The sequence below is a fragment of the Kroppenstedtia sanguinis genome, from assembly GCF_050433445.1.
Lineage (GTDB): Bacteria > Bacillota > Bacilli > Thermoactinomycetales > DSM-45169 > Kroppenstedtia > Kroppenstedtia sanguinis.
The window spans coordinates 1-24123 of sequence record NZ_JBNPXF010000028.1; the positions used below are offsets into that span (position 1 = coordinate 1).

Sequence of the window (24123 nt, forward strand, 5' to 3'; positions counted from 1 at the left end):
GGCTTCAGCCCATCGAGATTGTAGTGCCTGTGGCGCATCCTTAACTTCAAATTGTAGTGCCCATGGCGCAAAGGTCGCTTTGGCAGCACACGACTTCCTTCCGCCGCCCATTTTCTGGTTAATCAACAGCCCTGCATCATAATGTTTCTAGGTTACGCTTTAGAGGGAGAGTGGGCAGTCCTCTCGCTGATTGCTGGGGGATGGATCAGGAAGACCCCGAATTTGCATGGTTTTCTGAATTACAGCAAACGAAATTTTGCAAACAGAGGAACCGATCATTTGCATATTGGCGATAAATCGTTTATTATGGATATCGCGGGTCCGTAATAGATATCCCCTTGTGAGAGGAGGAAGTTAACATACAGTTTTCTAAAAGCACCGATTATGCTCTGCACGCCTTAATTCATTTGGCTCACTCAGAGCATCGCCGCAACATCGGAATCAAGGAGTTATCTGCGTCACTTAGTGTTTCAGAAAGTTACTTATCCAAAATCATGTCCAAGTTGAGGCGGGATGGTATCGTACGTGCAGTGCCGGGAGTGAAGGGCGGTTACGAGCTTGCACGACCAGCCGGGCAGATCACATTTCTTGAGGTGATCCATGTGATTGAAGGCCGGCAATCGCTGTTTGAATGCTCGACTTTGAAATCGAAGCAGCATCGGTTGTTAGCTGAAGAGAGAGCTACGAAACGAGATCCGGATTGTCAGGGAAACAGCGAATGTCTGGTAAAAAAGGTGATGGACGGCGCCGAACAACATCTGTATCAATACTTGCGGGAACATACGATTCAGTCAGTGCTGGATGAAGCTTTCAAGGAGAAGGATCCTGTAAACAAGAAATGATACACTTCTTGTAATTCAATTATGGATATCGGAGGTCTATAAAGGTGGCTGAATACATGGAAAATCAACTGCTCGAAGTGGCAATTATTGGCGGAGGTCCAGCAGGTTTGAATGCCGCCCTCGTGTTGGGAAGAGCGAGGAAAAAGGTGGCAGTGATTGATGAAGGCCGTCCCCGTAACGCAGTGACTCGCGAGACCCACGGGTTTCTTACCCGCGACGGGATCAGTCCTGGCGAGTTTCGGAGGATTGCACAGGAAGAGATCGGCGCCTATCCCTCTGTCTCTTTTGGAGAGGATACGGCCATATCGATTGCGGGCAAGGAGGGCCAATTCCAAATTGATACTGCGCAAGGAAACACCTTTGTAAGCAAAAAGTTGCTGTTTGCTGTCGGAATGAAGGATCGACCATTGGATATTCCCGGACTGGCGGAGGTATACGGGAAAAGTGCCTTCGTCTGCCCGTATTGCGACGGATGGGAATTAAGGGATGAGCCGCTTGTCATCATTAGCAAAGGGGCCGAGCTGATGCATTTCGCTCCATTGATTTCCGGATGGACGAACCATTTTACCATCTGCACAAACGGCCCCGACGAGTTGACAGACGCCGAACGCGACGAACTTCGTCGGCATCATGTCCCCGTATTCGAATCGCCGATCCGGTCCATTGACTCAACCGATGGGATGGTGCGGCAAGTGGTTCTTGAAGACGGGACGACCCTCCCGTGTAGGGGGATCTTTTTTAAACCGGAGCTGGTTACGGGAACGGACTTGCCGCAAGCCATCGGATGCCAGATCACTGAATCGGGAACGATCGTCGTCGACGATTTCGGGAAAACGAATATTCCGGGTGTTTATAGCGCCGGGGATTCAGCAACGCGACTACATCAGGCCATAGCTGCGGCCTCGATGGGCGCATTTGCCGCTGCCGCCATAAACAATGAACTGAATATGGAGGCTTGGAAGAGAAACGGATGAACATTTTTGAAGGAGTTACAGGTTAATTGGAGGTTCAGTTAATAGGACCTGGTTTGAATCAGTAAACCTTGGAGAGGGATAGGTTTCACATGGAATGACTTTGGCTTGCAATAACGGAATGCAGGCGTGTTGATTAGCTATTTTTAGGCAGGAAATAAGGTGGGGATGGTGGGACGGCTAGGATCTCTTGCAAAGAGCGCAAAGGCCTTTCACCGTCCCACCATCCCCACCCCCTCAAACGATATTTTTTGATGGGGGCAGTAGGAAGAGCGAAAGGGTCGTTTCGTTCCCATCATCCACTTTATGGTTCATCAACAGCCCTGAACGGAATGGAATGTGAAACTGGCCCGACCCCAATATGGACTTATCAGACATGCCTTAATCGACACCTGAGTTATAGCGACGCCTCTGTCATAAAAAGCTTTCCGATGGAAATCCTAGATGGGAAAGGATTTCCATCAGAAACGGGGAGTGGGACGGATGAAGCGTCGCTTTTTGACCTATTTGACCCTGATATCATTACTGGGGTCGCTGTGGACAGGGGTGGCCCCAGCCCAAGGGCAGCCCGCCGGTGAACAGACGGAGAGGCCCCAATATTCCATTTGGGCCAAATACGATGATCAGACCGCCAAGGTGACAGGAGATCTGTCGGTGAAGGTGCCGGTGACTGGCGAACCGATGAACCGTCTTTATTTTCACCTCTATCCCAACGCTTTCACCAATTGGAAATGGGGAAAGGAATCCAAGCCGAAGCAACCGGGGTATTTGAAGGTGAAAAATGTCAAAGCAGAAGGTAAGAAAGTCTCTCAACAGGTGAAGGAAACCTTATTGGAGGTACGTCTTCCCAAGCCGGTGCAACCGGGACAGTCCGTGCAGGTGAACATGGATTATGAATTGAAATTGCCCAAAGGAGGAACCCGGCTGAATCAATTTAAGAACACCGCTTTTCTGGCCCAATGGTATCCCATGTTGGCGGTGAAGGACCAAGAGGGATGGCACACTGATCCATATACGACCACGGGGGACCCCTTCTTCTCCCGCATATCCGATTTTGAAGTGACCTTTGAAGTGCCGGAGGGGTATCGTCTGATCACCACTGCCAGGGATTCCCGGGAACCCGTGATGAAACCGGTGACTTTGAAACAGGAACGGGTTCGCGACTTTGCGGCGGTCATTTCCAAGGATTATGAACCTGTGGAGGGAAAAGCCGGCGACACCCAAGTCAATCTGTGGTATCTCAAAGGGATGGAGGAGGTGGCTCAGGAGCTTCACGATGCTGCCATTTCCGGGATGGAGTTTTTCAGCCAACGCTTTGGTCCCTATCCTTATGATGAAGTGGACGTGGTTTTGGGGGAGACCGGTTATGGGATCGCTGGTATGGAGTACCCTGGGCTGGTGACCTCTGTGGATAAAATCCCCACCCGCCAGGGAGAACGGCCTGCGGTCAACGTGGTTGCCCATGAATTGGCCCATCAGTGGTGGTACGCCGTGGTCGGTAATAACCAGGTGAAGGAGCCTTGGCTGGACGAAGGCTTGACCACCTTTTCCGAGTTTCTGTTTATGAAGGAGAAGATGGGAGAAGATGAGGGGAGGTTACTGGTCAAAGCGGCGGAAAGAACAGAACAGATTCATAAGGAGAAAGGGGTTACCTCCGTTGAGTCCCTTTACAAGTATTCCGATCCTATCTACGGCTTGATGGTGTATACCCGGCCCGCTGCGATGATGTGGGCATTGATGGACGAGCTGGGGAAAAATCAGGTGATGAAGATCATGAGTACCTACTACAACCGCTACCAATTCCAGACAGCCACCACAGCGGATTTCATCCGCGTGGCCAAGGAGGTAGCGGGCAAGGATCTGCAGCCTTTCTTCGACCGGTGGCTCTTTTTTAAACCGGGCAAGCAGAAAGGAGTATCATAAAGAGAGGACCGGCATCTGTGCCGGTCCTCTATCATTTACCGGGTCTGATCGATCGCATCCTGATCGATAAACTGATTGGCACCGCCCTGGATATTGGCGCTGAAATCTCCGACAGGAATAGATCCACCTAAATTCTTGATATTAAAATCTCTTCCGACGTTGACACTATCTCCGATATTGACGTTTCCGGTCTGAGACACATTGAAGAGCTTGGCATTAAAGATCTGATTGGCAACAGCCATCCGGGCTCCTCCTTTTTCAACATCCTATGGCAGCGGCAGGGGGCGGGTTCCGGTATCGGAAAAATGAACTTGTGGCAGTGCATAAGATGAAAGGAATACATCGTGGAAGGTGGAAATGAGGGTGAAGTTGATGAGTTACAACATCCGTCACGGATTGGGCTGTGATGGGTGTCTCGATCTGGAACGGATCGCCCGGGTCATTGAAAGGAATGCCCCGGATCTGGTGGGACTGAATGAAGTGGATGTTCGCTTTCACCACCGAAGTGCTTTTACAGATCAGTTGGGTTGGTTAGCGGAACGACTGGGAATGAAATCCTTGTTTGGACCAGCAATCCTTCACAGCGAAGTGGCGGGGAAGACAGCGGGTTATGGGAATGGACTCTTGTTCAAGGGGAAGGTGCACTGCGTACGCAACCAGAGGGTGCAGTGCAGGGGGGAGGAACCCCGTGCCTTGCTGGTGGCGGAATGGATCCCGCCGGAGGAGCGAGTTTCCATCCGAGTAGTGGTAACCCATATGGGACTCAGTCCCTGGATGCGTAGACAGCAGGTGGATCGATTGTTAGAGGAATGCCGGGATTCGACCCAACCGGTGTTGGCCTTGGGAGACTGGAATGTGACCCCCGGTCGGCCGGCAGTCACCCGTCTCGCCCCCTTTCTTGTGGATACCTTGGGGGAGTGCGGGACACCCGCTTCTACCTATCCTTGTTCTTCCCCCCGCAAACGGATTGACTATATTTTTTGCTCCCCTCATTTTCACCCAGGGCCGGCGTCTGTGGTGGCCACCCCGGGATGTCCTTCCGATCATTTGCCGGTGCTCTCTGAACTGAACTGGAAGAGTGAAAAAGAAGCTGAATTTGCCTCCCCGGATTCGTTATAATGAGAGGATGAAACGAGGGGGTGAAAGAGTGGGAAGGGAGGATAACGGATGGCACCCCATTTCCGAACGACTGGCAGCGGTGGCCGCCCAGGTTCCCCCGGAGCGAGTGGTGGCGGATATCGGGTCGGATCACGGATGGCTACTGATCTTCCTCGCTCGGCAGGGAAAAATGAAACGGGGAATTGCCGGAGAAGTCAATCAGGGTCCTTTTGAAAATGCAAGCCAACGAATCCAAAGCCAAGGATTGACAGATCAAATCGAGGTGCGCCTCGGGGACGGACTGAGTATTCTGCGGCGGAACGAGGCAGATGTGGTGGTATTGGCGGGAATGGGGGGCGTCTTGATTCGCTCTATTCTATCCCAAGGGCTAGAGCGGCTTCATGGAGTGGAGCGGTTGGTGTTGCAACCCAACAACAACGGGGAGCAGGTGCGTGCCTGGTTACTAGAGCAGGGTTGGGAAATCGACGGGGAGGATCTGGTGAAAGAAGGAGGAATCCTCTATGAGATCCTCACCGCCCGGAAAGGGGGCGACCCCGGCGCTCCATACAAGGGACTCTCTCTGACGTGTGAACAAGCTCTGCGGTTGGGGCCCTTGCTTTGGAGGGAGCGTCACCCTTTGTTGGAGAAGAAGGTAGAAGAAGAACTGCTGGGCTTGAACCGGATTTTGTCCGGCCTGCAGTCGGCACGTTCACCTGAAGCCGTCCAGCGGCGAGGAGAGATTCATGCCTGGCGACGTCAATGGGAGGAGGTACAATCATGGCTGTCAGAGGAAAAGATCTAATCCGTGTAATGGAAGAGTGGGCGCCTGTGTCCTTGGCAGTGGAAAATGATCGGATCGGACTGCAGGTGGGGGATCCGGAAGCGCAGGTGGATGGAGTTCTGTTGGCCTTGGATGTGACGGAAAAAGTGGTGGATGAGGCGATCCGGATCGGAGCTAACTGGATTGTTGCCCACCATGCGGTGATCTTCCGTCCGCTCAAGGATTTGCGGACGGATACGCCAGCAGGTCGTCTCTATGCCAAACTCCTCAAGCATGATCTGCATGTCTTTATCGCACATACCAATCTGGATTCCGCCCGGGGCGGGGTGAACGATGTCTTGTGTGAAAAGTTGGGCTTGGAACAGACCCAGGTGATGATTCCCACCCGGACTCAGCCATTGCAAAAACTGGTGGTCTTCATACCGGAAACTCACTATGATCCGGTGTTGCGGGCTGTGTGTGAGGCCGGTGCCGGCTGGATCGGAAATTACAGCCACTGCACCTTCAATCTGCGGGGAACGGGTACCTTCCTGCCGGAGGCGGGAACCAATCCTTATATTGGAACCCAGGGGGAGTTGGAACAGGTGCGGGAGGTGCGATTGGAGACAGTGATCACTCCAGAGATCCAGGGCCGGGTTTTGGCTGCCATGATGGAGGCACACCCTTATGAAGAGCCAGCCTATGATCTTTATCCCCTGAATCTGCCAGGAGAGGTGGACGGATTGGGACGGGTGGGGAACTTACCCCAAAAGCTGAAATTACAGGAATTAGCGCAGACATTGAAAGAAGCTTACCGAATCCCCGGATTGCGCATGGTAGGGGACGGAGAGCGGGAAGTGTCCAGGGTGGCGGTGCTGGGTGGCTCCGGAGGACGTTATTATCCGGAGGTAAAAGCGTTGGGGGCGGATGTATATATCACCGGTGATCTGGATCATCATACCGCATTGGATGCACTGGCCGATGGCCTGACCCTGTTAGATCCGGGCCATCATGTAGAGCACCTCGTCTTGGAACAGATCATGCATAAATTGAAGGAAGCCCCGCATCTACAGGAGGTGCCGGTGCAGGTGACCCAGGTGGATACCAATCCTTTCAATTATATATAAACCAATATATAAACCAATAATTGGCTGTTGTTTTGTTCCCCGCAGTTTGATACAATTAACTTCGTCGCTCGTTGAAGGAGAGTAAACTGGGCAATCGCCGGTGGAGTACCGCAAGGTCCCACGGGAGGAAAGTCCGAGCTCCGCAGGGCAGGGTGCCGGCTAACGGCCGGTGGGGGCAACCCTAAGGATAGTGCCACAGAAATGAAGACCGCCGATGGGAACTACGGTTCCACAGGTAAGGATGCAACGGTGCGGTAAGAGCGCACCAGCAACATGGAGACATGTTGGCTAGGTAAACCCCACTCGGAGCAAGACCTAATAGGGGATCTGCGCCGCAAAGCGCAGCTGTTGCCCGCAGTGATCCCGGGTAGGTCGCTGGAGCGGTGTAGCAATGCATCGCCTAGACAGATGATTGCCACTCCACCGATGGGAGGCGTTTCGACAAACGCCGTCTAACCACTTGGAGAACAGAACTCGGCTTACGGTTTGCTTTCCTCTACATAAACCATCGAAAAACAGCGCTCAAAAGCGCTGTTTTTATTTTTTAATAAAAAGGTGATCTGATTGTGATCTCCCTGATAATGGTTTGTCATAGTTTTTGGGTATGATTGGATTAACTAATTAAGGACAAAAAGGAGGGGCCACATCATGAAGAGATGGATCTGGGCGGTTGTCAGCCTCTGCCTCATTCTCTCCGTGATTAAATTTTATCCCATGCTTCAATGGATGTTTGCTGGGCCCCCTCCTGAACCAGTGATGATGACCCAAGAGAACATCTTGACCCAGCTCAGAGAAAAAGCAAAGGAAAAGGCAGAGCTCAACTATCTGGTGTTGGGAGACTCTGTAGCCCGGGGATTTGGATCGGAAAAGTCAGATTCCCATGGATACAGTTCACTGGTAGCCAAAGAGTTGGCCAAAGATCAGATCCCCCTTCAATTGATCAATCGAGGGGTGATCGGACAGACATCGAAGCAACTGACCGGTTATATCCAGACTCCGAACATCCAGCAGGAGATTCGGGAGGCGGATTTGATTTCACTGACCATCGGGGGAAATGATCTGCTGAAGGCGGCTCTTCAAGATCATGACCCTCTTCGGATACTGACGGATTTTGACCAGATACAGTCCAGATACAAAAAAAATCTGGATACCATTTTGACGGAGATCCGGGCTCACAACCGCAAAGCCCCGATCCTGATCACCTCTCTGTATAATCCGGTATTACCCGACGAGCCTTATTTCAAGATATCCAATCGCTTGCTGAAGAACTGGAATATCGGGATGAAAGAGGTAGCATACTCCTATCGGCTCACTCATGTGGTGGATGTGACGGAGCGGCTGATCGCAGGGAAGGGCAACTGGTTGTCTGACGAAATTCACCCCAATGACAGGGGATATAGATGGATGGCCGAGGGAATTCTCGATGAAATCCGGGCCAATCGGTCTGTCTCCGCCAGCGCAAGGTAGTGTTCACTTCAGCTGAGCGGGTGGAGTCATTCTATGACGATGGCGAGGAGAAGAAGAGGTCTGTAGGTATGGCGGAGATCCTTTGCGAAGATCTTCTTGCAAGCCATCGATTTCACAGCATAAAACGATATGAATCACGGCAGGCTATGTTCAACTCCATTCCAAAGGATGACTTCTATGTCTGACGATTTTTTCACATATCAAGCTTATCTGGACCGTTACAAAACCTTTTGGTCTGAGGAGGGGGATCACCGTCCACCGATTCTCACAGAGGAGAGCTTTCGTCACCATTTTCGGTTGTTGCAGGAGAGCTATGACACCTATCGGAGTATGATCAATCAAGGTATGGAAGACGAAGCCGCCGCCTACTACGGAAATGTGATTAACCTCCTGGAAAATGAATTATCCATCGCCGATGGTTTTGACAACTTTCTGGATGAAGATTTTCGCAACAGACTGCAATGAAAACCAAAACTGAACCTGACTTTGTTTACATCCATCAAGCCCCCGGCACTGCCGGGGGCTTGATGATTAGGGATTAATGGTCAAAAGACGGTCCAGCCGATCGATCTGGTGGATCCATTTCTTTTTCTGGGAAGGTGGCACCGTGGAGGTCTGTTCCAATGTCCTTTTTAGTAGCTTTAGATCGTGACCGACATGTTGAGTCTGGCCAGCGATGACAGATTGTAGCATGGCATCCGCTCTCTGTTGCAGGGGGAAAGGAGCAGAGGAGGAGATCTCATGAAAGAGATGAAAAGACTGGTACATCATCATGGAGATCAGATAGACCCGCAGACGGCGCTTGGGGTCATAGATCAGGGTTTCCCCGATTATTGCCGGATGGTTGGAATGATAGGACCAACCCGAAGGTTCTTCGAAATTGGCCTGGGTCAGCTGAAATCCCAAGGGATCCAGTCGATCGAAGCCGATATACAACCAGGAGGGGGATTTCCCCCCTTTTCGTACCAGCCTCAAAGTGAGGTTGGTTTCCTTTTTCCCGCGAAGGTGGGGAGTCAGATTCAGGCTTTCCCCTTTCCACTTTTCCACCTCGCCTGCCCGGACGTCCTCTTCCCATACCACACGATCGCCGATCAGAATCTGTTTTACGTATTCTCCTTTGCGGAGATTCCGGGGATAGACGCTCATGTGATGGAAGCGAAGCTCGTACTTTCCCGAGGGTTTAGGCCGGATGAGCTGCCGGATCTCTCCCTTGTTGCCAGGGGCGGGAGCAGGGCCGGAGGGGATAAAGAGAGAGCCGTAACCATCACCGCTGTATGCGGCATGGTCCCGTCTCTCGGGAAACCATTCCTTGTGAAGGACATAGGTGACCAGTCCCTGGATATTTCCATGGTGAAGCTGTCGGAGACCGGTCCGCAGACTCTCTTCGACGTAGTGTGCAGATGGATTAGAGGGGGTGGCTGACAATTTGCTTGCATGAACCATCAGAATCAAGGGCAATCCTTCCCGAGCGAGAAGTCGAGAGGTTTTGCTGATTTGTTCTTCCAGATCCTGATTTCTTTGGGTGTTTCGATATTTCCCGTCCCGAAAGGTCATTACCACGCCATCAAACAGAGAGCGATACTTTTCCAGAATGTGAGGGTGAATGGCTGAATAGTAGATCTGTGGGTAAAACAACAGATCCCGGTTGCTCTTTTTTGCGGCTTGCTTCATTTTGGCCACGTATTCCGGAGTGAAAAAGGAAAGGTTGTGATTGAAATCATCCATGACGACGCCTTTCAGATTTGCGTAGTTTCGGGACAGACTACCGATGGCCCGGAACCAAGCGATATAGTCAGTTCCAAAGGGTTCCGATTGGATTCGGTGGGCCTCGGAAGGGGGAACAAGGTAAACCCAGACATCGATCCCCGCCTGGCGGGCGGCAGGCAAAAATTCATGGCGAAAATCGTCCCAGTCTGTAGGAGCATGCCAAACCAAATAGAAGTACTGGGTCACACCCAGTTCTTTCAATTTTTGAATCAGTCTCGGGGTATCCACGTGACGAACCCCGTCCTTTCGGGGGCGGGGTTCCCGCAATTCTCCGGCATAATCCCCAAGGAAAGGGGAGGGAGGAGATGAATTGGCCCAAACCTTCAGGGATTGGCTTGTCCAAAGGTGGGGATGAAGAGTTGTAGGACAGAGCGTGAGAAGTAGTATGAGGAGGATGCAGTACTGTTTTCGAGAGTGGGCCAATGGGATCACCTCTGTCGCTAGTTTGATGAGGAAGAAGCCGAAATATGTGTCCCTGTCAGGGTTGTGATTAACCAGAAATTGGACGTGTGTACGATTTTGCATCCTGCCAGCGAAAGGACGCAACATAGGCATGTTGATGAGCCGTATTTTAGTCAGAAAATCAGGTTGGGATGGTGGGGACTTTGATTCGCCTTTGCGCTCTTTGCAAGAGATCGTAGCCGTCCCACCATCCCCATCCCTTCAAGCGATATTTCACGATGGAGGCAATGGGAAGAGTAAAAGGATCCTTTCGTTCCCATCATCCCACTTTATGCTTCATCAACAGCCCTGGAAGCAGCAAAATGATCTTTCCGAAAGTTTCGGCCCCTGTCCAACACTCAGATTCGGAGCCGGGGAGAACACGACCTTACTACCCAAAATATGGTTCATCAACGCGCCTGATAAAATGAGGTGCAGTCAACCATAATAGGAGGGAATCCAAGCGGAAAACCAAAGAAAGGTGAGGGTCTCCCATGGAACTATTAAAAGAGTTGACTGAAGCGAAGGGCGTTTCAGGGTTTGAGGGAGAAATCCGGCAAATCATGCGCCGGGAGTTAGAACAACAAGTGGACCGGGTAGTGACGGACCAGATGGGCGGGATCTTTGGAGAGAAAAAAGGATCCCATGAGAACCCTAGAATTCTGTTGGCCGGTCACCTGGATGAAGTGGGATTCATGGTGACGAAAATCAGTAAAAATGGTTATCTCTATTTCACACCCTTGGGGGGCTGGTGGGAACAGGTTCTTCTTTCTCAGCGGGTGACAGTCATGACCGAGAAAAAGAATTTCACCGGAGTGATTGGCTCCAAACCCCCACATCTATTGACGACGGAAGAACGGAACAAAGTTTACCCGATGCAGGAAATGTATATCGATGTAGGAGCCAAGGATGCGGAGCAGGTGAAAAAATGGGGAATCCGAGTGGGAGATCCCGTGGTTCCCATCTGTCCCTTCGAAATGATGCCCGATCACGATACGATCCTAGCTAAGGCCTTGGACAATCGGTTTGGATGCTATCTCGCTCTGGAAACACTGAAACGGCTGAAGGAGGGAGACCACCCCAATACCGTGATGGCAGGCGCCACTGTCCAGGAAGAAGTGGGTCTGCGGGGGGCGAACACGGCTCCCTACGCGACAAAGCCGGATGTAGCCTTTGCCCTTGATGTGGGAATTGCCGAGGACGGTCCGGGGAGCGATAGTGACAAACCTCGATTGGGCGGGGGTCCCTTGATCACCTTCCTCGATGCCACGATGATCCCGAATATCCGGCTGCGCAACCTAGTGATTGAGACTGCCGAGGAGCATCAAATTCCATATCAAGTGGATACGATGACTGGAGGAGGAACCGACGCGGGCAGATTTCATCTCCATCGCCGTGGAGTGCCTTCCATCGTGATTGGTGTTCCCACCCGCTATATTCACAGCCATGTATCTATGGCCAGCAAGAGTGACATTGAGTATTCTGTCAAATTGCTGACGGCAGTGGTCAGGAAGCTGAACTCCGAGACAGTGAACTCCTTCGGCTTTGACGGTTAATCCCAAAACCCGCGAACATGCGGGTTTTTACTATTCCATCTCATGGATTGACCCAATTTCCAGCCATGGAAAACATAGCGCTTTCATGATAAGATGAAGAACGAAAACGGATAGGGAGAGAGATTGGAAAATGAACAAGTTCAATGAATTTCTGAATTATATGGAAGCGGATCTTTCCAATTTGCCCACACTTCCAGCGTCTGAGTTGTTGGAGCAGACGGGGCCTGATCGGCTTTATCTGGTGTTCGTCGATATTATCAATGGATTTTGTGAAGAAGGGGCTTTGGCCTCTGACCGCGTGGCACAGATCGTGGAACCGGTGCGCCAACTGGCACAATTTTCGGTGGATCAAGGGATTCCTCCTCAAAACTTGATTTTTTTACAAGATGATCACTCGCCGAATGCAGCAGAATTTAGTTCCTTTCCATCCCATTGTGTAAGGGGCACAGCTGAGGCCGACACGGTAAAAGAGCTTCGCCCTTTCCTGGAAGCACCTGGTGCGAGACTGTTTCGCAAGAATGCCACCAACGGTCTGTTTGGCAGAGACGAGAAGGGGCTACGTTTTTTTGAATTTTTGGAAGAGGTGTTCCGACAAGGCCCTGCCACCTTTGTGGTGACCGGGGACTGCACGGACCTTTGCATCTATCAAAATGCGACAGGCATTCGGCTGTTGGCAAACGAACATGATGCCGATGTCCGGGTGGTGGTTTCCGGTGAACACACCCAAACTTTTGATACCCCGGTTGAAACGGCAAAATCCATCGGCGCCCATGCTCATGATGGAGAGTTTATGGATCATATGTTTCTCTACCACATGAAGCTGAATGGGGTGGAGGTGGTACGCGCCATTCAAGTGGATTCAAGCGTGTCTGATTAAAGAGAAGGGGAAAGGCCTGGTAACGGATATGGAAGATCGGAGAAACCATTGCCTCCCCGGAAGGGATGACTCCGACACGCCTACATATGAGAGGGAGGGGGAGAAGCTTGCGAACGGAAGAGATGCTATTGAATGTGGGTCCGCAACACCCGAGTACGCATGGGGTGTTTCGGCTGATTCTGCGGATTGACGGAGAAATCATCCGGGAGGCCCAACCCCGGATCGGCTATCTCCACAGGGGAACGGAAAAACTGGCGGAAGATTTGACTTACAACCAGATTATTCCTTACACGGACCGCATGGACTATCTCAATGCGATGAACAACAATCACGCGATCGTCCTTGCCGTGGAAAAACTGATGGAGTTGGAGATTCCGGATCGAGCAGAGCATCTCAGAGTCATCGTTACTGAGTTGAACCGGGTGGCCAGTCATTTGGTCTGGTTCGGTACGTATCTGATGGATATCGGGGCGTTGAGTCCGTTTTTGTATGCTTTTAAAGACCGGGAGAAGATCCTCGAGCTGTTCAATGAGCTGTGCGGCGCCCGCCTCACCTACAACTACATGCGGGTGGGTGGTGTGAAGTGGGATGCGCCGGATGGCTGGTTGGAGAAGGTGAGGGACCTCATCACTTATCTCCGGCAGCAACATCAGGTATATATGGATCTAGTAGCGGGAAACGAGATTTTCCAAGCTCGGGTGAAGGGAGTGGGCCGTTATGACGCTCGGACGGCGGTGGAATACGGCTTATCCGGGTCCAATCTGCGATGCACGGGGGTCAAAAGGGATCTGCGCAGGGACCGCCCCTACTCCATATACGACCGTTTCGATTTTGAGGTACCGGTAGCGAGGGGCGGGGACTGCCGGGACAGGTTCTATCTTCGCATGGAAGAGATGTTACAATCCCTCCGGATCGTGGAGCAGGCAGTGGAAAGGATTCCCGATGGGCCAATCATGGCCAAAATTTCGCGAGTCATCCGACCTCCAGCAGGAGAAGTCTACTCAGCGGTGGAAAATCCTCGAGGCGAACTGGGGGTCCATCTCGTCAGCAAAGGGAAAGACAAGCCTTGGCGCCTCCATTGGAAACGGCCCTCCTTTAGTAACCTGCAAATTCTTCCACACCTACTGGAAGGTGAAAATGTGGCCAATCTGGTCGCGATCCTCGGTGCTGTCGATATCGTTTTGGGGGATGTGGATGCTTGATAAAGGCAACCTATTTTGCGGCCGGAAGGCCGTTTTTTTATTTTGGGTTATAAAGGACCCCCTTCTTGTACATATAATGGAGAGAGAAGCCCGTCCGGCGTAGTTCTCGCAAGCTTGTCAGATCTTTGGTATCATAGATGAGGAGTTTAATAAACACCTATGCCGATTCAGGGCCTGGGTTGATGTACCGAGAAAACGAGGTTGAACCATGGAACAGACTGTAATGGATCTACTGTCTCAATACGGATATCTCGGGATTTTCTTCTTCCTAGTGCTGGGGATTATCGGACTGCCCCTGCCCGATGAAATCATGATGACCTTTATCGGCTATCTTACATCGATCGGGCAACTCAACTTGGTCTTTGCTTTTCTGAGTGCTGTGGCAGGTTCTATGTGTGGGATCACAGTCAGCTACTATTTGGGGGGCAGACTGGGTTATCCTTTTTTGAAGCGATACGGGAGTAAATTTTTTATCACACCAAAACGGCTGAGAACGACACAAATCTTATTTCGGAAATATGGCAACTGGGTCCTGCTTTTTGGATATTTTATCCCTGGAGTGCGGCATGTGACTGCATATATGGCCGGGATCTCCCGGATGTCACCGTTTCAATTCGCCTCTTACGCCTATGTCGGTGCCTTTACCTGGTGTACGGCGTTTATCGGTCTTGGATATCTGGTAGGGGCCCAATGGGAAAGTGTGTTTCAGGCGATGCACCGTTACGGTTTGATTGCGCTCTGGATTCTGATTCCCGTGCTTGTCCTTGTGATTGCACGTTTTCTTTATGTGCAACATGATCGATACAACTCTCTCCGCAAATGAGATGATTCCTCCCTGTTTAGTAGAGCGGAAGAGTTTGGTTAACCGAGGGCAGTCCCCTGTAATCTTTTACTGAGAAGGTGGCAGAAATAAGAGGAAGGCCCCTCAACTGACGTGTATGGACTCGGGGCTGAAGATGGAACTCGTCCATGATAGATCGGCTGTGGCTGCCGGAATAGAGCAGGAGACAGAAGTGGATTCTGATGGGCAGGTGGAAGGGGACAGATCGGTCCCTCACCGGGGTATGCCAGGAGAGATGAAGGGGCAAACCATGCCCCAGGCTGATGCAATAGAGCAAGAACGAGAGGGTGGGAGGAGACGAAATTGCCACAGGTGGAAGTGAAAATCGGGGCAAAGGAATACCAATTTGAGTGTGAAGAAGGGGAAAACCTGCTTTTTGAAGCGATCTCACGCAATATCATGATTCCATTTAACTGCACCTCCGGCCGTTGCGGACGATGCCGGGTCCGCGTGCTGGAAGGGGCAGAGAATTTAAGTGAGCTAGGCGACCGGGAGGAACTGCGCCTGGGAGAGGAGCAGGTGGAAAAAGGGTTTCGCCTTTCCTGTCAGACTTATATCTATGGAGATGTTTCTCTGAAAGTCCCACAACCGCGATTATATTAAATGGATTTGACCAGGCGTGTGGATTAGCCATATTTAGTCAGGAAATCAGGTCGGGATAGTGGGACGGTGAAGAGTCTTTGCACTCTTTGCAAGAGATCGTAACCGTCCCCTCAAACATATTTTACGATAGGGGCACAATGGGAAGGATCGTTTCGTTCTCATCCTCCACTTTATGGTTCATCAACAGCCCTGGGATTTGACCCTTTGCGGGTCCATTGTTAAAATAAAGAAAACTCCATCTTTTAAATGATTCCACTAGGGGTGCACGAAGACGTGCTGAGAGAGGCCTGATGCTTCAACCCTTTGAACTTGACCTGGTTTGCACCAGCGTAAGAAAGTGGGATCCGGCATGGACGATCATGTAATGTGACCGTACAACCGGGATCCCAACAGGGGTCCCGGTTTTTGCATGAATGGAGTGGGGGAGGAAGGAGGATGAATGAACTTCATTTCGTGACGGATCCCCGGAAATCAGTGAATGAGTGGGTCTTAGTTTGCCGAAAAGCAAGAGAATGGTTGGATTGGATCCACCTACGCAAACCGGGGGCATCCACTGCAGAGCTTCAGAGCTTGGGACATACTCTGATCCGGGAAGGGGGAGTGGATCCGAAACGATTGACAGTCAATGGGAGTGCTGAAGTAGCGGAAAATCTGGGATGTGGTGGGGTTCATCTCCCGGAAAGTCATCCGATAGCTGGGATATTCATCAAGAAAGGATCCCATCGGCGGATAGGATGTTCTGTTCACTCCCTGGAGGCTGCGAAAGAGAAGGAACGGCTGGGAGCCGAATACCTGTTTTTCGGACATGTGTTTGCAAGTGATTCCAAACCTGGGCAAAGGCCGAGAGGAACCCGGCAACTGTGCCAAGTGACAGCGGCAGTGAACGTCCCCGTGATTGCCATCGGAGGAATCACTCTCGAAAGGCTTCCTTCATTGTCTGCAACAGGCTGCGCCGGGGTGGCTGTCATTTCCGCAATCGCTGATGCTCCAGATCCGGCAGCCGCTGCCCGCCAGTTGAAGCAGGCCCTTACATAGGTGAGGGAGGATGTTTGTTCCATGTTGAAGGGAAGCCGTGTCCGTGAAGGAGGGGGATCATGCATATTCAATTGAACGGGAAGCAGCAGGATGTACCGGAGTCCATCTGCGATGTGGAAAGCTTGATCACTCATCTAGGACTCTCCGACCGCATGATCGTGGTGGAGAAAAACCGCGAGATTCTCGACCGAGATCAATATAGCGAGATCCTGCTAGAGGAAGGGGATCGACTGGAAATCGTTCAATTTGTGGGAGGAGGTTAAATCTTGCTCAAGATTGGAACCTACACTTTTCAATCCCGACTGCTGTTGGGAACTGGCAAGTTTTCATCCCTTCGTGTGCAATCCGCGGCGGTGGAGGCATCGGAAACGGAGGTTTTGACCTTTGCCTTGCGCCGTGTCAATCTAGACCGCCCTGATGAGCCCAATTTCCTGCAAGAACTGGATCTGAACCGATACCACCTGCTTCCCAACACCGCCGGTGCCAAAACAGCGGAAGAAGCGGTTCGTTTGGCCCGCTTGGCCCGAGCCTCTCAGCTGTGTGATATGGTGAAAGTGGAAGTGATCGGGGATGATGAGAGGTTGCTCCCGGATCCGGTGGAAACTTTGAAAGCGACTCAACAACTGGTGGAGGAAGATTTTATCGTGCTCCCTTACACCAGCGATGACCCTGTGTTGGCCAAACGACTGGAAGAGGCAGGCGCCCATGGCATCATGCCGGGAGCTTCCCCCATCGGTTCAGGGCAGGGGATCTTGAATCCGATGTATCTGAAGTTTATTATTCAGCAGACGCGCTTGCCCGTGATCGTGGATGCAGGGATCGGATCTCCTGCAGATGCCGCCTGGGCGATGGAGTTGGGGGCGGATGGTGTGCTCCTCAACACCGCAGTCTCTGGAGCGGATGACCCGGTTCAGATGGCCCACGCGATGAAACTGGCGGTACAAGCCGGCCGTCTCGGTTTTGAAGCCGGCCGCATCCCCTGCAAGGAGACTGCTGCCGCCAGCAGCCCTGTCGTAGGAGTGCCCAAGTGATAGGAAAAGCCCCCCTGTGGGGGCTTTTTTCTGTCTGGTGTAAAAAATCACCCGACCATCCGGAGTCTCACGTCCGGAATGGATCGGGTGAACTGACGGGGTGGAGATGGCGGGCCCTTTTGGGCTCCGACTTTTTTTGTGAGGTTTGGGAGACCGAGTGACGAGAGATATTGAGCAGGATACCCGCGGCCAACATACACATGAGCAGAGAAGAGCCCCCGTAACTGATAAAAGGAAGCGGGACCCCTGTAACTGGCAACATAGCGGTTACCACTCCCAAGTTAAAGAGGGTCTGCAGAGAAAACATGGTGACGATTCCGATCCCCAGCAACATCCCAAATAAATCTGGGGCTTGAAGTGCGATACGAATCCCCCGGATCACAAAGGCGATGTAAAGAAGGATCAGAAGGGTTCCGCCAATAAATCCTAGTTCTTCGGCAATGATGGCGAAGATGAAATCTGTTTGCGACATCGGTAGATAGGCCAGTTTTTGAATACTGTTGCCCAGTCCTTTTCCCAGAAGACCTCCCGGACCGATGGCAAAGAGGGACTGAATCGTTTGGAATCCATCTCCCGACGGGTCTTTCCAGGGATCTCGGAAAATGAGCAGGCGCATCACCCGATAATCTTCAGAGGTCATGAGCCACACGAAAAAGGGAATTCCCGTTGCTCCCAGAAGGAGCAGATGTTTGAGACGGGCTCCGGCACAGAAGATGATGGTTAGGCAGGATCCGAGTAGAATCACTGTGCTGCTGAAATGGGGTTCCAACACGATCAGCCCGCAGAAAAGTCCCAGTACAATCAAGGGCGGAAGCAACCCTTGTTTGAAGAGATGAAGACTCCCCTGTTTTTTCACCATAATCGATGCAGTGTAGATGATCGCGCCCAGTTTGGCCAATTCTGAGGGTTGAAAACCGATTGAACCCAACTGGATCCAACGGGTAGCCCCATTAAAATTCACTCCCAATCCGGGAATGAAGACCAGCACTAGCAAAATCAGACTTCCCAACAGGATAGAGCCCACATGCTTTCGATAGAAGGTGTAGGGAACATTGGAAATAACGAAAAAGAGGAGAATCGATCCCAATGCCCACATCAGTTGGCGTTTAAAATAGTGGTAACTATCTCCGTGCTGGACCCATCCGTCATAGTAACTGGCACTGAAGACCATCACCAGTCCAAAACCGGTCAGCAGAAAAATGATGAACATCATCCAGAAATCAGGTTTGCCGCGTGACATAACGATCTCCTTCGTTCAAGATATGTAGGGGCGGCCCTGTAAATAGGGGGTAGCAGTACTCAATGCATCTGAAGTTCGGTATACTGTTGGTGAAACCTTTATCAATGGCGGGTGTTGGCAAATGAAGCCGAGTCGAATGATCCGACAGTTGGATTACCCATTGATTTTCTTGATTCTAGTCTTGGCCGCCATTAGCATTGTTGCCATTTCCGGTGCCACTCACTCTTTCAACCCCTCCTACGTGCAACAACAGCTCCTCTGGTACCTTTTAGGTATTCTACTCATGGGAGCGACACTCCTGTTTGATTACCGGGTTCTCATGCAAGGACGTTTCCTGTATGTACTGTACGGTTTGGGCGTTCTACTACTAATTCTGGTGATGATTCCAGGTGTGGGAGTGACGGTCAAAGGAGCGCAAAAATGGATCCGGCTCGGTGGCTTTCAGTTTCAGCCGTCGGAATTGATGAAATTGATCTTGATTCTGGTTCTGGCCAAAGTGATTGCAGAGATCAGACATCTTCCCCTCCGGGATTGGCGGAAGATCGGGCAGATCATCGGCCTGTTTATTCCGCCTTTTCTTCTGACACTGAAAGAACCCGATCTTGGGATGGCATTGGTTTTTGTCGGAATCTTGGTCAGTATTTTGTTGGCAGGGGGATTGGATTGGCGCATTATGTTGATGGGTTTGACGGCAGTGGTCATTCTGGTCGCAGGTGTGGTTCTCCTGTATATGACAGAAAGCCCCCTGCTCGCCAAAGTTTTAGAACCTCATCAGATTCAACGGATCGAGACCTTTGCCAATCCTTCATCAGATCCCACCGGGGCTGGATACCAGCTGACCCAGTCGATGATCGCTGTCGGTTCGGGTCAATTAGATGGGAAAGGATTCCAACAAGGCACCCAGACCCAGGGGAATTGGATTCCCGAACCCCACAATGATTTTATCTTTGCCGCTTTTGCCGAGGAGTTTGGTTTTATCGGAGGCAGCATTCTGCTCTGCATATTTATTTTCCTGGTCTACCGAACCATCCGGATCGGTATCCACTGCGAGCATCGGTTCGGTGCCTATATTGTTGCCGGTGTGGCCGGGATGACGGTGTTTCAAGTGTTTCAAAATATCGGGATGAACGCTGGGATGTTACCTATCACGGGTCTGCCCCTTCCCTTCATCAGCTACGGTGGAAGTTCCTTGATCACGCAAATGGTGGCCATGGGACTGGTTCTCAATATCGGGATGCGCAAGGAAGGGGAGTTCCTGTTCATGGACTGACCCATCTCTCGAGTCGGAGAGAATTCGGAAACCACGAAAGTCGATTCCGAAAAAACTCAGAAGGTGGACCCGACTGCCGATTAATTGCCAGCTATAACCCTTCTGTCCTTCGTCCATACTGAAGGCAGGGGGTGAAATGGATGCCACAAGTGAAATGTAGTGTGGCCAATTGTTTCTTTTGGACTGCCGGGAATAATTGCGGTGCTGATGCCATCATGGTAGAAGTAAACCAACATTCCAACCGAACTTATCGGGAGGAGATCGGCGGGGAGTTTGTCGATTCCGTACATCAGGATTATACCGCCAATCAATCGGTGGACACTTGTTGTCATACGTTCCGGCCGAAAAAATCCCAGTAACCTCTGCTTGCAAAAAACACACCCGCCAGTCGAGGCGGGTGTTGGTGATTTAAGAGCCCTGTTCTACCTTTTTTCTGTTGAAGACGGCTTTCAATGTTGGTGGAGTCACCAGAGTGGTTACCAACACGATGATCACTGTGACGGTGAAGAGATCATTGGTGATCAATCCTCGGCTCAGTCCGATAGAGGCGACGATCAGGCCTACTTCTCCACGGGCGATCATGCCGGCTCCGATACCCAATGAGCTGTTCCAATTGAATCCGGCCAGCTTGGCTCCCAGTCCTGCTCCGATCACCTTGGTCAGGATGGCCACAAGGCTGAGGACCACCATCAGAATCAGGATATCCTTTGTCAGACCGCTCACGTCGGCGGTGACACCGATGCTGACGAAGAAGATGGGGACGAAGAAGGAGAAAGAGACAATCTCCACCCGTTCAAACAGTTCGGTCCGATATTTGGTCAGACTCAGCATCAAACCAGCAAAGTAGGAACCGACGATTCCGGCCAAACCGAACATTTCCGCCAAGTAGGCAAAGCTCAGAGCCGAGACGATTCCGAAAGCTAGCAATACTTCCGAGGTCATCAGTTTGGAAGACCAATGAAATAATCGTGGAAGAAGATAGCGCCCAATCACAATGATAAGGACGAAGAACAGAATGATTTTGGCGAGCAGAATCATGATGTCGACGAAACTGCCCCCGCCACCACCTGCGGTGAATCCGACCACCACCGAAAGGAGGATGATGCCCAGTACGTCATCCAGCACCGCTGCCCCTAGGATCGTGACCCCTTCTTTTGTTTGCAACTGACCCAATTCCCGCAGGGTTTGCACCGATATACTGACACTGGTAGCTACCAGTAGTGTACCGATGAAGATGGAGGTACTGGTACTGTAACCGAACATCAAGCCGACGGCAAAACCCATAACCAGCGGTAAAATCACTCCACCGACTGCGACCAGGGAGGAACCGTAGGCTGTTTTTTTAAACTCTTCCACATCTGTTTCCAGACCGGCCAGAAACATGAGTAGGATGACACCCACATCGGCTAATTGCTTGACCAGCCCAGGATGATGGGGATCCACCACGATCCACCCGAGAATGGCTGGACCCAGAATAATCCCCACGAGCAGTTCACCAAAAACAGAGGGTTGTCCGATCTTTTTGCTGAAATGGCCTGCTAGTTTAACGGCGACCAGAATAATGACCAGTTCCAACAGAAAATGATAGTCCTTCAGTTTTTCCATATCTACGAGTTTCTCGATCAGGTCCATTTCTTACCTCCTATTTGCTGTGTCCATCCTCATTTTATCAAAGATGGATCGGACGTTTCACTGATGTTTACAAACTGGATATAGGTGTAATATCTTATAGGCAAAGAGTGTATACGGAGGGAAGGCAGATGAGGAAATCCAATGTCGGCCTCTGGATCGTGTTGCTGATGGGGGTGCTCATCGTGGGTGGACTCATTATGAATGTTGTGACGTCTTCCTAATTTTGAGTCAGGTAAAAACAGCATGAACCGGATATGGTATAATGATGATATGATGGAGATAAGAAAAGTTCTCGGTGAGGGATGAGGGGGGTCAGTTTGCTGGAACTTCTCTTTTATCGATATATTCCTGTTCTAGTGATGACCTGTTTGTTTGTGATGATCCCTATGGAAATGGAATATGGCACTCCCACCGTGGCGATCTCATTCCCCTACAAAGGGAAGAGAATCCATCCTAGGGATATTTGTATTCGGTTGAGAAAAACCGGATCTTCCCACCAAAATCGAAATTGGTATCGCCAGCAGGCCTTGCGGTGTGATGATATACAGTATCGACTCAGAGCGATTTGGACTATACCCCGTCATTTTCAAGGGATTACATTTTAAAATCAAAGTTGGCACAGGAATGGCAGCCCCAACCTTTCAAAAAAGGAGCTATACAACTGATGAATATCCATGTGTGGATGTTAGTGCTTATGTTGGCAGCATTTGGTCTGACGATCTGGGCACAATTTCGGGTGAAAGGCAGTTTTAAAAAGTGGGCTGAAGTACAGTCTTCATCAGGCCTTACCGGTTATGATACCGCTCGTCGCATTCTGGACGACAACGGTTTGTACGATGTGAAGGTAGAGCCGATTTCTGGAGTGTTGTCTGACCATTACGATCCCATGGCCCGGACGTTGCGGCTGTCGGAGCCCGTCTATGGATCCAGCTCCATCTCGGCTGTTTCCGTGGCTGCACACGAATGCGGTCACGCCATTCAACACAAAGAGGCATATGGATTTCTGGTACTGCGTCACAAGATGTTTCCGATCTCTAACTTTGCCTCGGGAATCGCCCCGTTCTTGCTCATCGGGGGGCTTTTGTTCCAAGCGAGTGGATTATTGCTCCTGGGGATTATCTTCTACACCGCTGCAGTCGCTTTTCAAGTGGTGACCCTGCCTGTAGAATTTGATGCCAGCAACCGGGCACGGGCGATTCTGGTGAACAAAGGGATCATCCGAAACCAGGAGGAACGCGGTGTTGGCAAGGTGCTGAACGCGGCGGCCCTCACCTATGTGGCCTCCACCTTATACGCTTTGCTGGAGCTGCTTCGCTTCGTGTTTCTGTTCCTCTCTTCCAACGAAGAATAAACCTGAAAACCGCCGCTCTCCGGCGGTTTTTTTGCATACATATTTTTGGGGTAGCAACGGATACTAATGCCTGACCATGATCATGGAAAGGAGCAAGTCATATGGGCAAAGTATCCAAGGGAATTCTTTTGTTTACTGTTTTTGGACTGGTGTTCACCTCTGCTGTGGGTTGTGCCACGCAACAAAAACCGGAATCCCGCCAACAGGCCAACCGGACACAACCGGTTCGGGATCAGACGGGTCTTCGCACAGCCCCCGGAACACCGACTCCTCCTCCGGCTCGTACCACGGATCGGAACCAAGGAAATCAGAACCAGGGAAATCAGAACCAGATGGGACAAAATATGAGGGTAGCCGATGATGTGGCCAACTCCGTTACCCGTCTGAAAAGTGTTGATTCGGCGACAGTGATGGTGACCGACTCCACCGCCTATGTCGGAGTGATGCTGGCTAAGGACTACAAGGGCAAAATGACGTCCAAGATTGAGGACCAAGTGTCCAAGCAGGTTCGCAAAGCGGACCCCAGTGTCAAGCGGGTGTTTGTTTCTGCTAACCCCGGTTTTGTTAACCGTTTGGGGGACTATGCTCGGGATGTCCGTAATGGCCAGCCCATCTCCGGTCTGGTTCAAGGCTTCTCGGATCTGGTGGAACGTACCTTTCCCAAAGCTCGTTAAATAAATAAATATTAAGCAACCAGGCCCCTCATAGCAGGGGCCTGTTCCTGTGTTTCCGGCTTGAATACAGTCTTTTTTGTATATATGATAATAGAGAATAAGAAGGCTGTTTGAGACAGAAAGGGAGGAGTTCATATGGAACGTCTGACGCCGCAGGATATTTTTAACAAAGACTTTAAGTCTTCCATCCGGGGATACGATGTAGATGAAGTGAATGAATTCCTCGATTTGGTGATTCGAAATTTCGAAGTCGTGCTTGAGGAAAACCAAGAACTCAAAGAAGAACTGAAAAAAGTGAAATCCCAGCGCCTTCCCCGACGGCAAGAGGGGGATAATCAGGATCGGGTGATACAAGATATTCTACGACGCCTGGAACGGTTGGAGCAGATGGTGATACGTTGAAACTAGACGCTGG

The 24123-nt window shown here is 51.1% G+C and carries 25 protein-coding genes, 1 other RNA gene and 1 riboswitch; of the genes, 22 read left to right on the forward strand and 4 right to left on the reverse strand.

Annotated features, from left to right (window positions below; all coding sequences use genetic code 11):
* The first annotated feature begins 359 nt into the window (after positions 1-359).
* The 3 genes from JOD24_RS14170 (at position 360) to JOD24_RS14180 (ending at position 3736) form a co-directional block, all read left to right on the forward strand.
* A complete protein-coding gene (locus JOD24_RS14170; RefSeq protein WP_429247167.1) occupies positions 360-842 on the forward strand; it encodes an RrF2 family transcriptional regulator in 483 nt (160 codons plus the stop codon).
* Between the two features lie 56 nt (positions 843-898).
* Positions 899-1816: an NAD(P)/FAD-dependent oxidoreductase gene (locus tag JOD24_RS14175; RefSeq protein ID WP_429247135.1), complete on the forward strand. Its 918-nt coding sequence runs from the start codon at positions 899-901 to the stop codon at positions 1814-1816.
* A 480-nt stretch (positions 1817-2296) separates the two neighbouring features.
* The gene (locus JOD24_RS14180; protein ID WP_380162588.1) at positions 2297-3736 is read left to right on the forward strand and encodes a M1 family metallopeptidase; all 1440 of its coding nucleotides are present in this window, start codon (positions 2297-2299) and stop codon (positions 3734-3736) included.
* A gap of 35 nt (positions 3737-3771) precedes the next feature.
* On the opposite strand, the gene JOD24_RS14185 is transcribed toward JOD24_RS14180, so the two are convergent.
* Entirely contained in the window at positions 3772-3978 is a 207-nt protein-coding gene (locus JOD24_RS14185) for a spore germination protein (protein ID WP_380162589.1), read from the reverse strand.
* A 130-nt stretch (positions 3979-4108) separates the two neighbouring features.
* Here JOD24_RS14185 and JOD24_RS14190 point away from each other — a divergent pair, with 130 nt between their 5' ends.
* The 6 genes from JOD24_RS14190 (at position 4109) to JOD24_RS14215 (ending at position 8653) form a co-directional block, all read left to right on the forward strand.
* Positions 4109-4855, forward strand: a complete 747-nt coding sequence (locus JOD24_RS14190; RefSeq protein ID WP_429247168.1) for an endonuclease/exonuclease/phosphatase family protein — start codon at positions 4109-4111, stop codon at positions 4853-4855.
* A 28-nt stretch (positions 4856-4883) separates the two neighbouring features.
* Positions 4884-5636, forward strand: a complete 753-nt coding sequence (locus tag JOD24_RS14195; RefSeq protein WP_380162590.1) for a tRNA (adenine(22)-N(1))-methyltransferase — start codon at positions 4884-4886, stop codon at positions 5634-5636.
* On the forward strand, positions 5612-6721 hold the full coding sequence (locus JOD24_RS14200) for a Nif3-like dinuclear metal center hexameric protein (RefSeq protein WP_429247136.1): 1110 nt from the start codon (positions 5612-5614) through the stop codon (positions 6719-6721). The genes JOD24_RS14195 and JOD24_RS14200 overlap by 25 nt, the downstream gene beginning before the upstream one ends.
* A gap of 78 nt (positions 6722-6799) precedes the next feature.
* Positions 6800-7218, forward strand: an RNA gene (gene rnpB / locus JOD24_RS14205) — RNase P RNA component class A.
* Between the two features lie 151 nt (positions 7219-7369).
* Positions 7370-8188, forward strand: a complete 819-nt coding sequence (locus JOD24_RS14210; RefSeq protein ID WP_429247137.1) for a GDSL-type esterase/lipase family protein — start codon at positions 7370-7372, stop codon at positions 8186-8188.
* Positions 8189-8365: 177 nt separating this feature from the next.
* Positions 8366-8653: a hypothetical protein gene (locus JOD24_RS14215; RefSeq protein ID WP_380162593.1), complete on the forward strand. Its 288-nt coding sequence runs from the start codon at positions 8366-8368 to the stop codon at positions 8651-8653.
* A gap of 66 nt (positions 8654-8719) precedes the next feature.
* On the opposite strand, the gene JOD24_RS14220 is transcribed toward JOD24_RS14215, so the two are convergent.
* Complete coding sequence (locus tag JOD24_RS14220) at positions 8720-10183, reverse strand: hypothetical protein (RefSeq protein WP_380162594.1); 1464 nt, start codon at positions 10181-10183, stop codon at positions 8720-8722.
* Positions 10184-10890: 707 nt separating this feature from the next.
* Here JOD24_RS14220 and JOD24_RS14225 point away from each other — a divergent pair.
* The 8 genes from JOD24_RS14225 to JOD24_RS14260 all read left to right on the forward strand — a co-directional run bounded on the left by JOD24_RS14225 (position 10891) and on the right by JOD24_RS14260 (position 17541).
* The gene (locus JOD24_RS14225; RefSeq protein WP_380162595.1) at positions 10891-11952 is read left to right on the forward strand and encodes a M42 family metallopeptidase; all 1062 of its coding nucleotides are present in this window, start codon (positions 10891-10893) and stop codon (positions 11950-11952) included.
* Positions 11953-12082: 130 nt separating this feature from the next.
* The gene (locus JOD24_RS14230; protein ID WP_380162596.1) at positions 12083-12829 is read left to right on the forward strand and encodes an isochorismatase family protein; all 747 of its coding nucleotides are present in this window, start codon (positions 12083-12085) and stop codon (positions 12827-12829) included.
* 86 nt (positions 12830-12915) lie between these two features.
* Positions 12916-14031 (forward strand): NADH-quinone oxidoreductase subunit D, encoded by a 1116-nt coding sequence (locus JOD24_RS14235; RefSeq protein WP_380162651.1) that lies wholly within the window; start codon positions 12916-12918, stop codon positions 14029-14031.
* Positions 14032-14239: 208 nt separating this feature from the next.
* The gene (locus JOD24_RS14240; RefSeq protein ID WP_380162597.1) at positions 14240-14854 is read left to right on the forward strand and encodes a DedA family protein; all 615 of its coding nucleotides are present in this window, start codon (positions 14240-14242) and stop codon (positions 14852-14854) included.
* A gap of 330 nt (positions 14855-15184) precedes the next feature.
* Positions 15185-15475 carry a 2Fe-2S iron-sulfur cluster-binding protein gene (locus tag JOD24_RS14245; protein ID WP_380162653.1) on the forward strand — a complete coding sequence of 97 codons (291 nt, stop codon included), beginning with the start codon at positions 15185-15187 and terminating at the stop codon, positions 15473-15475.
* Between the two features lie 247 nt (positions 15476-15722).
* Positions 15723-15828, forward strand: a riboswitch (TPP riboswitch).
* 82 nt (positions 15829-15910) lie between these two features.
* Positions 15911-16510, forward strand: coding sequence for a thiamine phosphate synthase (locus JOD24_RS14250; RefSeq protein WP_429247138.1), 600 nt, complete (start codon positions 15911-15913; stop codon positions 16508-16510).
* A gap of 59 nt (positions 16511-16569) precedes the next feature.
* Positions 16570-16773: a sulfur carrier protein ThiS gene (thiS, locus tag JOD24_RS14255; RefSeq protein WP_380162599.1), complete on the forward strand. Its 204-nt coding sequence runs from the start codon at positions 16570-16572 to the stop codon at positions 16771-16773.
* 3 nt (positions 16774-16776) lie between these two features.
* Entirely contained in the window at positions 16777-17541 is a 765-nt protein-coding gene (locus JOD24_RS14260) for a thiazole synthase (protein WP_429247139.1), read from the forward strand.
* 67 nt (positions 17542-17608) lie between these two features.
* On the opposite strand, the gene ftsW is transcribed toward JOD24_RS14260, so the two are convergent.
* Positions 17609-18781, reverse strand: a complete 1173-nt coding sequence (gene ftsW / locus JOD24_RS14265; protein WP_380162601.1) for a putative lipid II flippase FtsW — start codon at positions 18779-18781, stop codon at positions 17609-17611.
* A gap of 121 nt (positions 18782-18902) precedes the next feature.
* Here ftsW and rodA point away from each other — a divergent pair, with 121 nt between their 5' ends.
* Positions 18903-20051, forward strand: a complete 1149-nt coding sequence (gene rodA, locus JOD24_RS14270; protein ID WP_380162602.1) for a rod shape-determining protein RodA — start codon at positions 18903-18905, stop codon at positions 20049-20051.
* A gap of 140 nt (positions 20052-20191) precedes the next feature.
* The gene (locus JOD24_RS14275) at positions 20192-20410 is read left to right on the forward strand and encodes a DUF1540 domain-containing protein (RefSeq protein ID WP_380162603.1); all 219 of its coding nucleotides are present in this window, start codon (positions 20192-20194) and stop codon (positions 20408-20410) included.
* A 49-nt stretch (positions 20411-20459) separates the two neighbouring features.
* On the opposite strand, the gene JOD24_RS14280 is transcribed toward JOD24_RS14275, so the two are convergent.
* Positions 20460-21683 carry a cation:proton antiporter gene (locus JOD24_RS14280; RefSeq protein ID WP_429247140.1) on the reverse strand — a complete coding sequence of 408 codons (1224 nt, stop codon included), beginning with the start codon at positions 21681-21683 and terminating at the stop codon, positions 20460-20462.
* 664 nt (positions 21684-22347) lie between these two features.
* Between JOD24_RS14280 and JOD24_RS14285 the strand changes: the two genes are divergently transcribed.
* From JOD24_RS14285 to JOD24_RS14295, 3 genes are all read left to right on the forward strand, one after another.
* Positions 22348-23034 (forward strand): zinc metallopeptidase, encoded by a 687-nt coding sequence (locus JOD24_RS14285; RefSeq protein WP_429247141.1) that lies wholly within the window; start codon positions 22348-22350, stop codon positions 23032-23034.
* Between the two features lie 101 nt (positions 23035-23135).
* Positions 23136-23708, forward strand: a complete 573-nt coding sequence (locus tag JOD24_RS14290; protein ID WP_429247142.1) for a YhcN/YlaJ family sporulation lipoprotein — start codon at positions 23136-23138, stop codon at positions 23706-23708.
* A 135-nt stretch (positions 23709-23843) separates the two neighbouring features.
* On the forward strand, positions 23844-24110 hold the full coding sequence (locus JOD24_RS14295; RefSeq protein WP_429247143.1) for a DivIVA domain-containing protein: 267 nt from the start codon (positions 23844-23846) through the stop codon (positions 24108-24110).
* Positions 24111-24123: the final 13 nt, after the last annotated feature.

Excerpts from the sequence above, each read along its gene's own strand:
- JOD24_RS14175 (WP_429247135.1), top strand. The coding sequence starts at position 899 with ATGGAAAATCAACTGCTCGAAGTGGCAATTATTGGCGGAGGTCCAGCA.
- JOD24_RS14180 (WP_380162588.1), top strand. The coding sequence starts at position 2,297 with ATGAAGCGTCGCTTTTTGACCTATTTGACCCTGATATCATTACTGGGG.
- JOD24_RS14185 (WP_380162589.1), bottom strand. The coding sequence starts at position 3,978 with ATGGCTGTTGCCAATCAGATCTTTAATGCCAAGCTCTTCAATGTGTCT.
- JOD24_RS14190 (WP_429247168.1), top strand. The coding sequence starts at position 4,109 with ATGAGTTACAACATCCGTCACGGATTGGGCTGTGATGGGTGTCTCGAT.
- JOD24_RS14200 (WP_429247136.1), top strand. The coding sequence starts at position 5,612 with ATGGCTGTCAGAGGAAAAGATCTAATCCGTGTAATGGAAGAGTGGGCG.
- JOD24_RS14210 (WP_429247137.1), top strand. The coding sequence starts at position 7,370 with ATGAAGAGATGGATCTGGGCGGTTGTCAGCCTCTGCCTCATTCTCTCC.
- JOD24_RS14215 (WP_380162593.1), top strand. The coding sequence starts at position 8,366 with ATGTCTGACGATTTTTTCACATATCAAGCTTATCTGGACCGTTACAAA.
- JOD24_RS14225 (WP_380162595.1), top strand. The coding sequence starts at position 10,891 with ATGGAACTATTAAAAGAGTTGACTGAAGCGAAGGGCGTTTCAGGGTTT.
- JOD24_RS14230 (WP_380162596.1), top strand. The coding sequence starts at position 12,083 with ATGAACAAGTTCAATGAATTTCTGAATTATATGGAAGCGGATCTTTCC.
- JOD24_RS14235 (WP_380162651.1), top strand. The coding sequence starts at position 12,916 with ATGAGAGGGAGGGGGAGAAGCTTGCGAACGGAAGAGATGCTATTGAAT.
- JOD24_RS14240 (WP_380162597.1), top strand. The coding sequence starts at position 14,240 with ATGGAACAGACTGTAATGGATCTACTGTCTCAATACGGATATCTCGGG.
- JOD24_RS14250 (WP_429247138.1), top strand. The coding sequence starts at position 15,911 with ATGAATGAACTTCATTTCGTGACGGATCCCCGGAAATCAGTGAATGAG.
- thiS (WP_380162599.1), top strand. The coding sequence starts at position 16,570 with ATGCATATTCAATTGAACGGGAAGCAGCAGGATGTACCGGAGTCCATC.
- ftsW (WP_380162601.1), bottom strand. The coding sequence starts at position 18,781 with ATGTCACGCGGCAAACCTGATTTCTGGATGATGTTCATCATTTTTCTG.
- rodA (WP_380162602.1), top strand. The coding sequence starts at position 18,903 with ATGAAGCCGAGTCGAATGATCCGACAGTTGGATTACCCATTGATTTTC.
- JOD24_RS14275 (WP_380162603.1), top strand. The coding sequence starts at position 20,192 with ATGCCACAAGTGAAATGTAGTGTGGCCAATTGTTTCTTTTGGACTGCC.
- JOD24_RS14280 (WP_429247140.1), bottom strand. The coding sequence starts at position 21,683 with ATGGACCTGATCGAGAAACTCGTAGATATGGAAAAACTGAAGGACTAT.
- JOD24_RS14285 (WP_429247141.1), top strand. The coding sequence starts at position 22,348 with ATGAATATCCATGTGTGGATGTTAGTGCTTATGTTGGCAGCATTTGGT.
- JOD24_RS14290 (WP_429247142.1), top strand. The coding sequence starts at position 23,136 with ATGGGCAAAGTATCCAAGGGAATTCTTTTGTTTACTGTTTTTGGACTG.
- JOD24_RS14295 (WP_429247143.1), top strand. The coding sequence starts at position 23,844 with ATGGAACGTCTGACGCCGCAGGATATTTTTAACAAAGACTTTAAGTCT.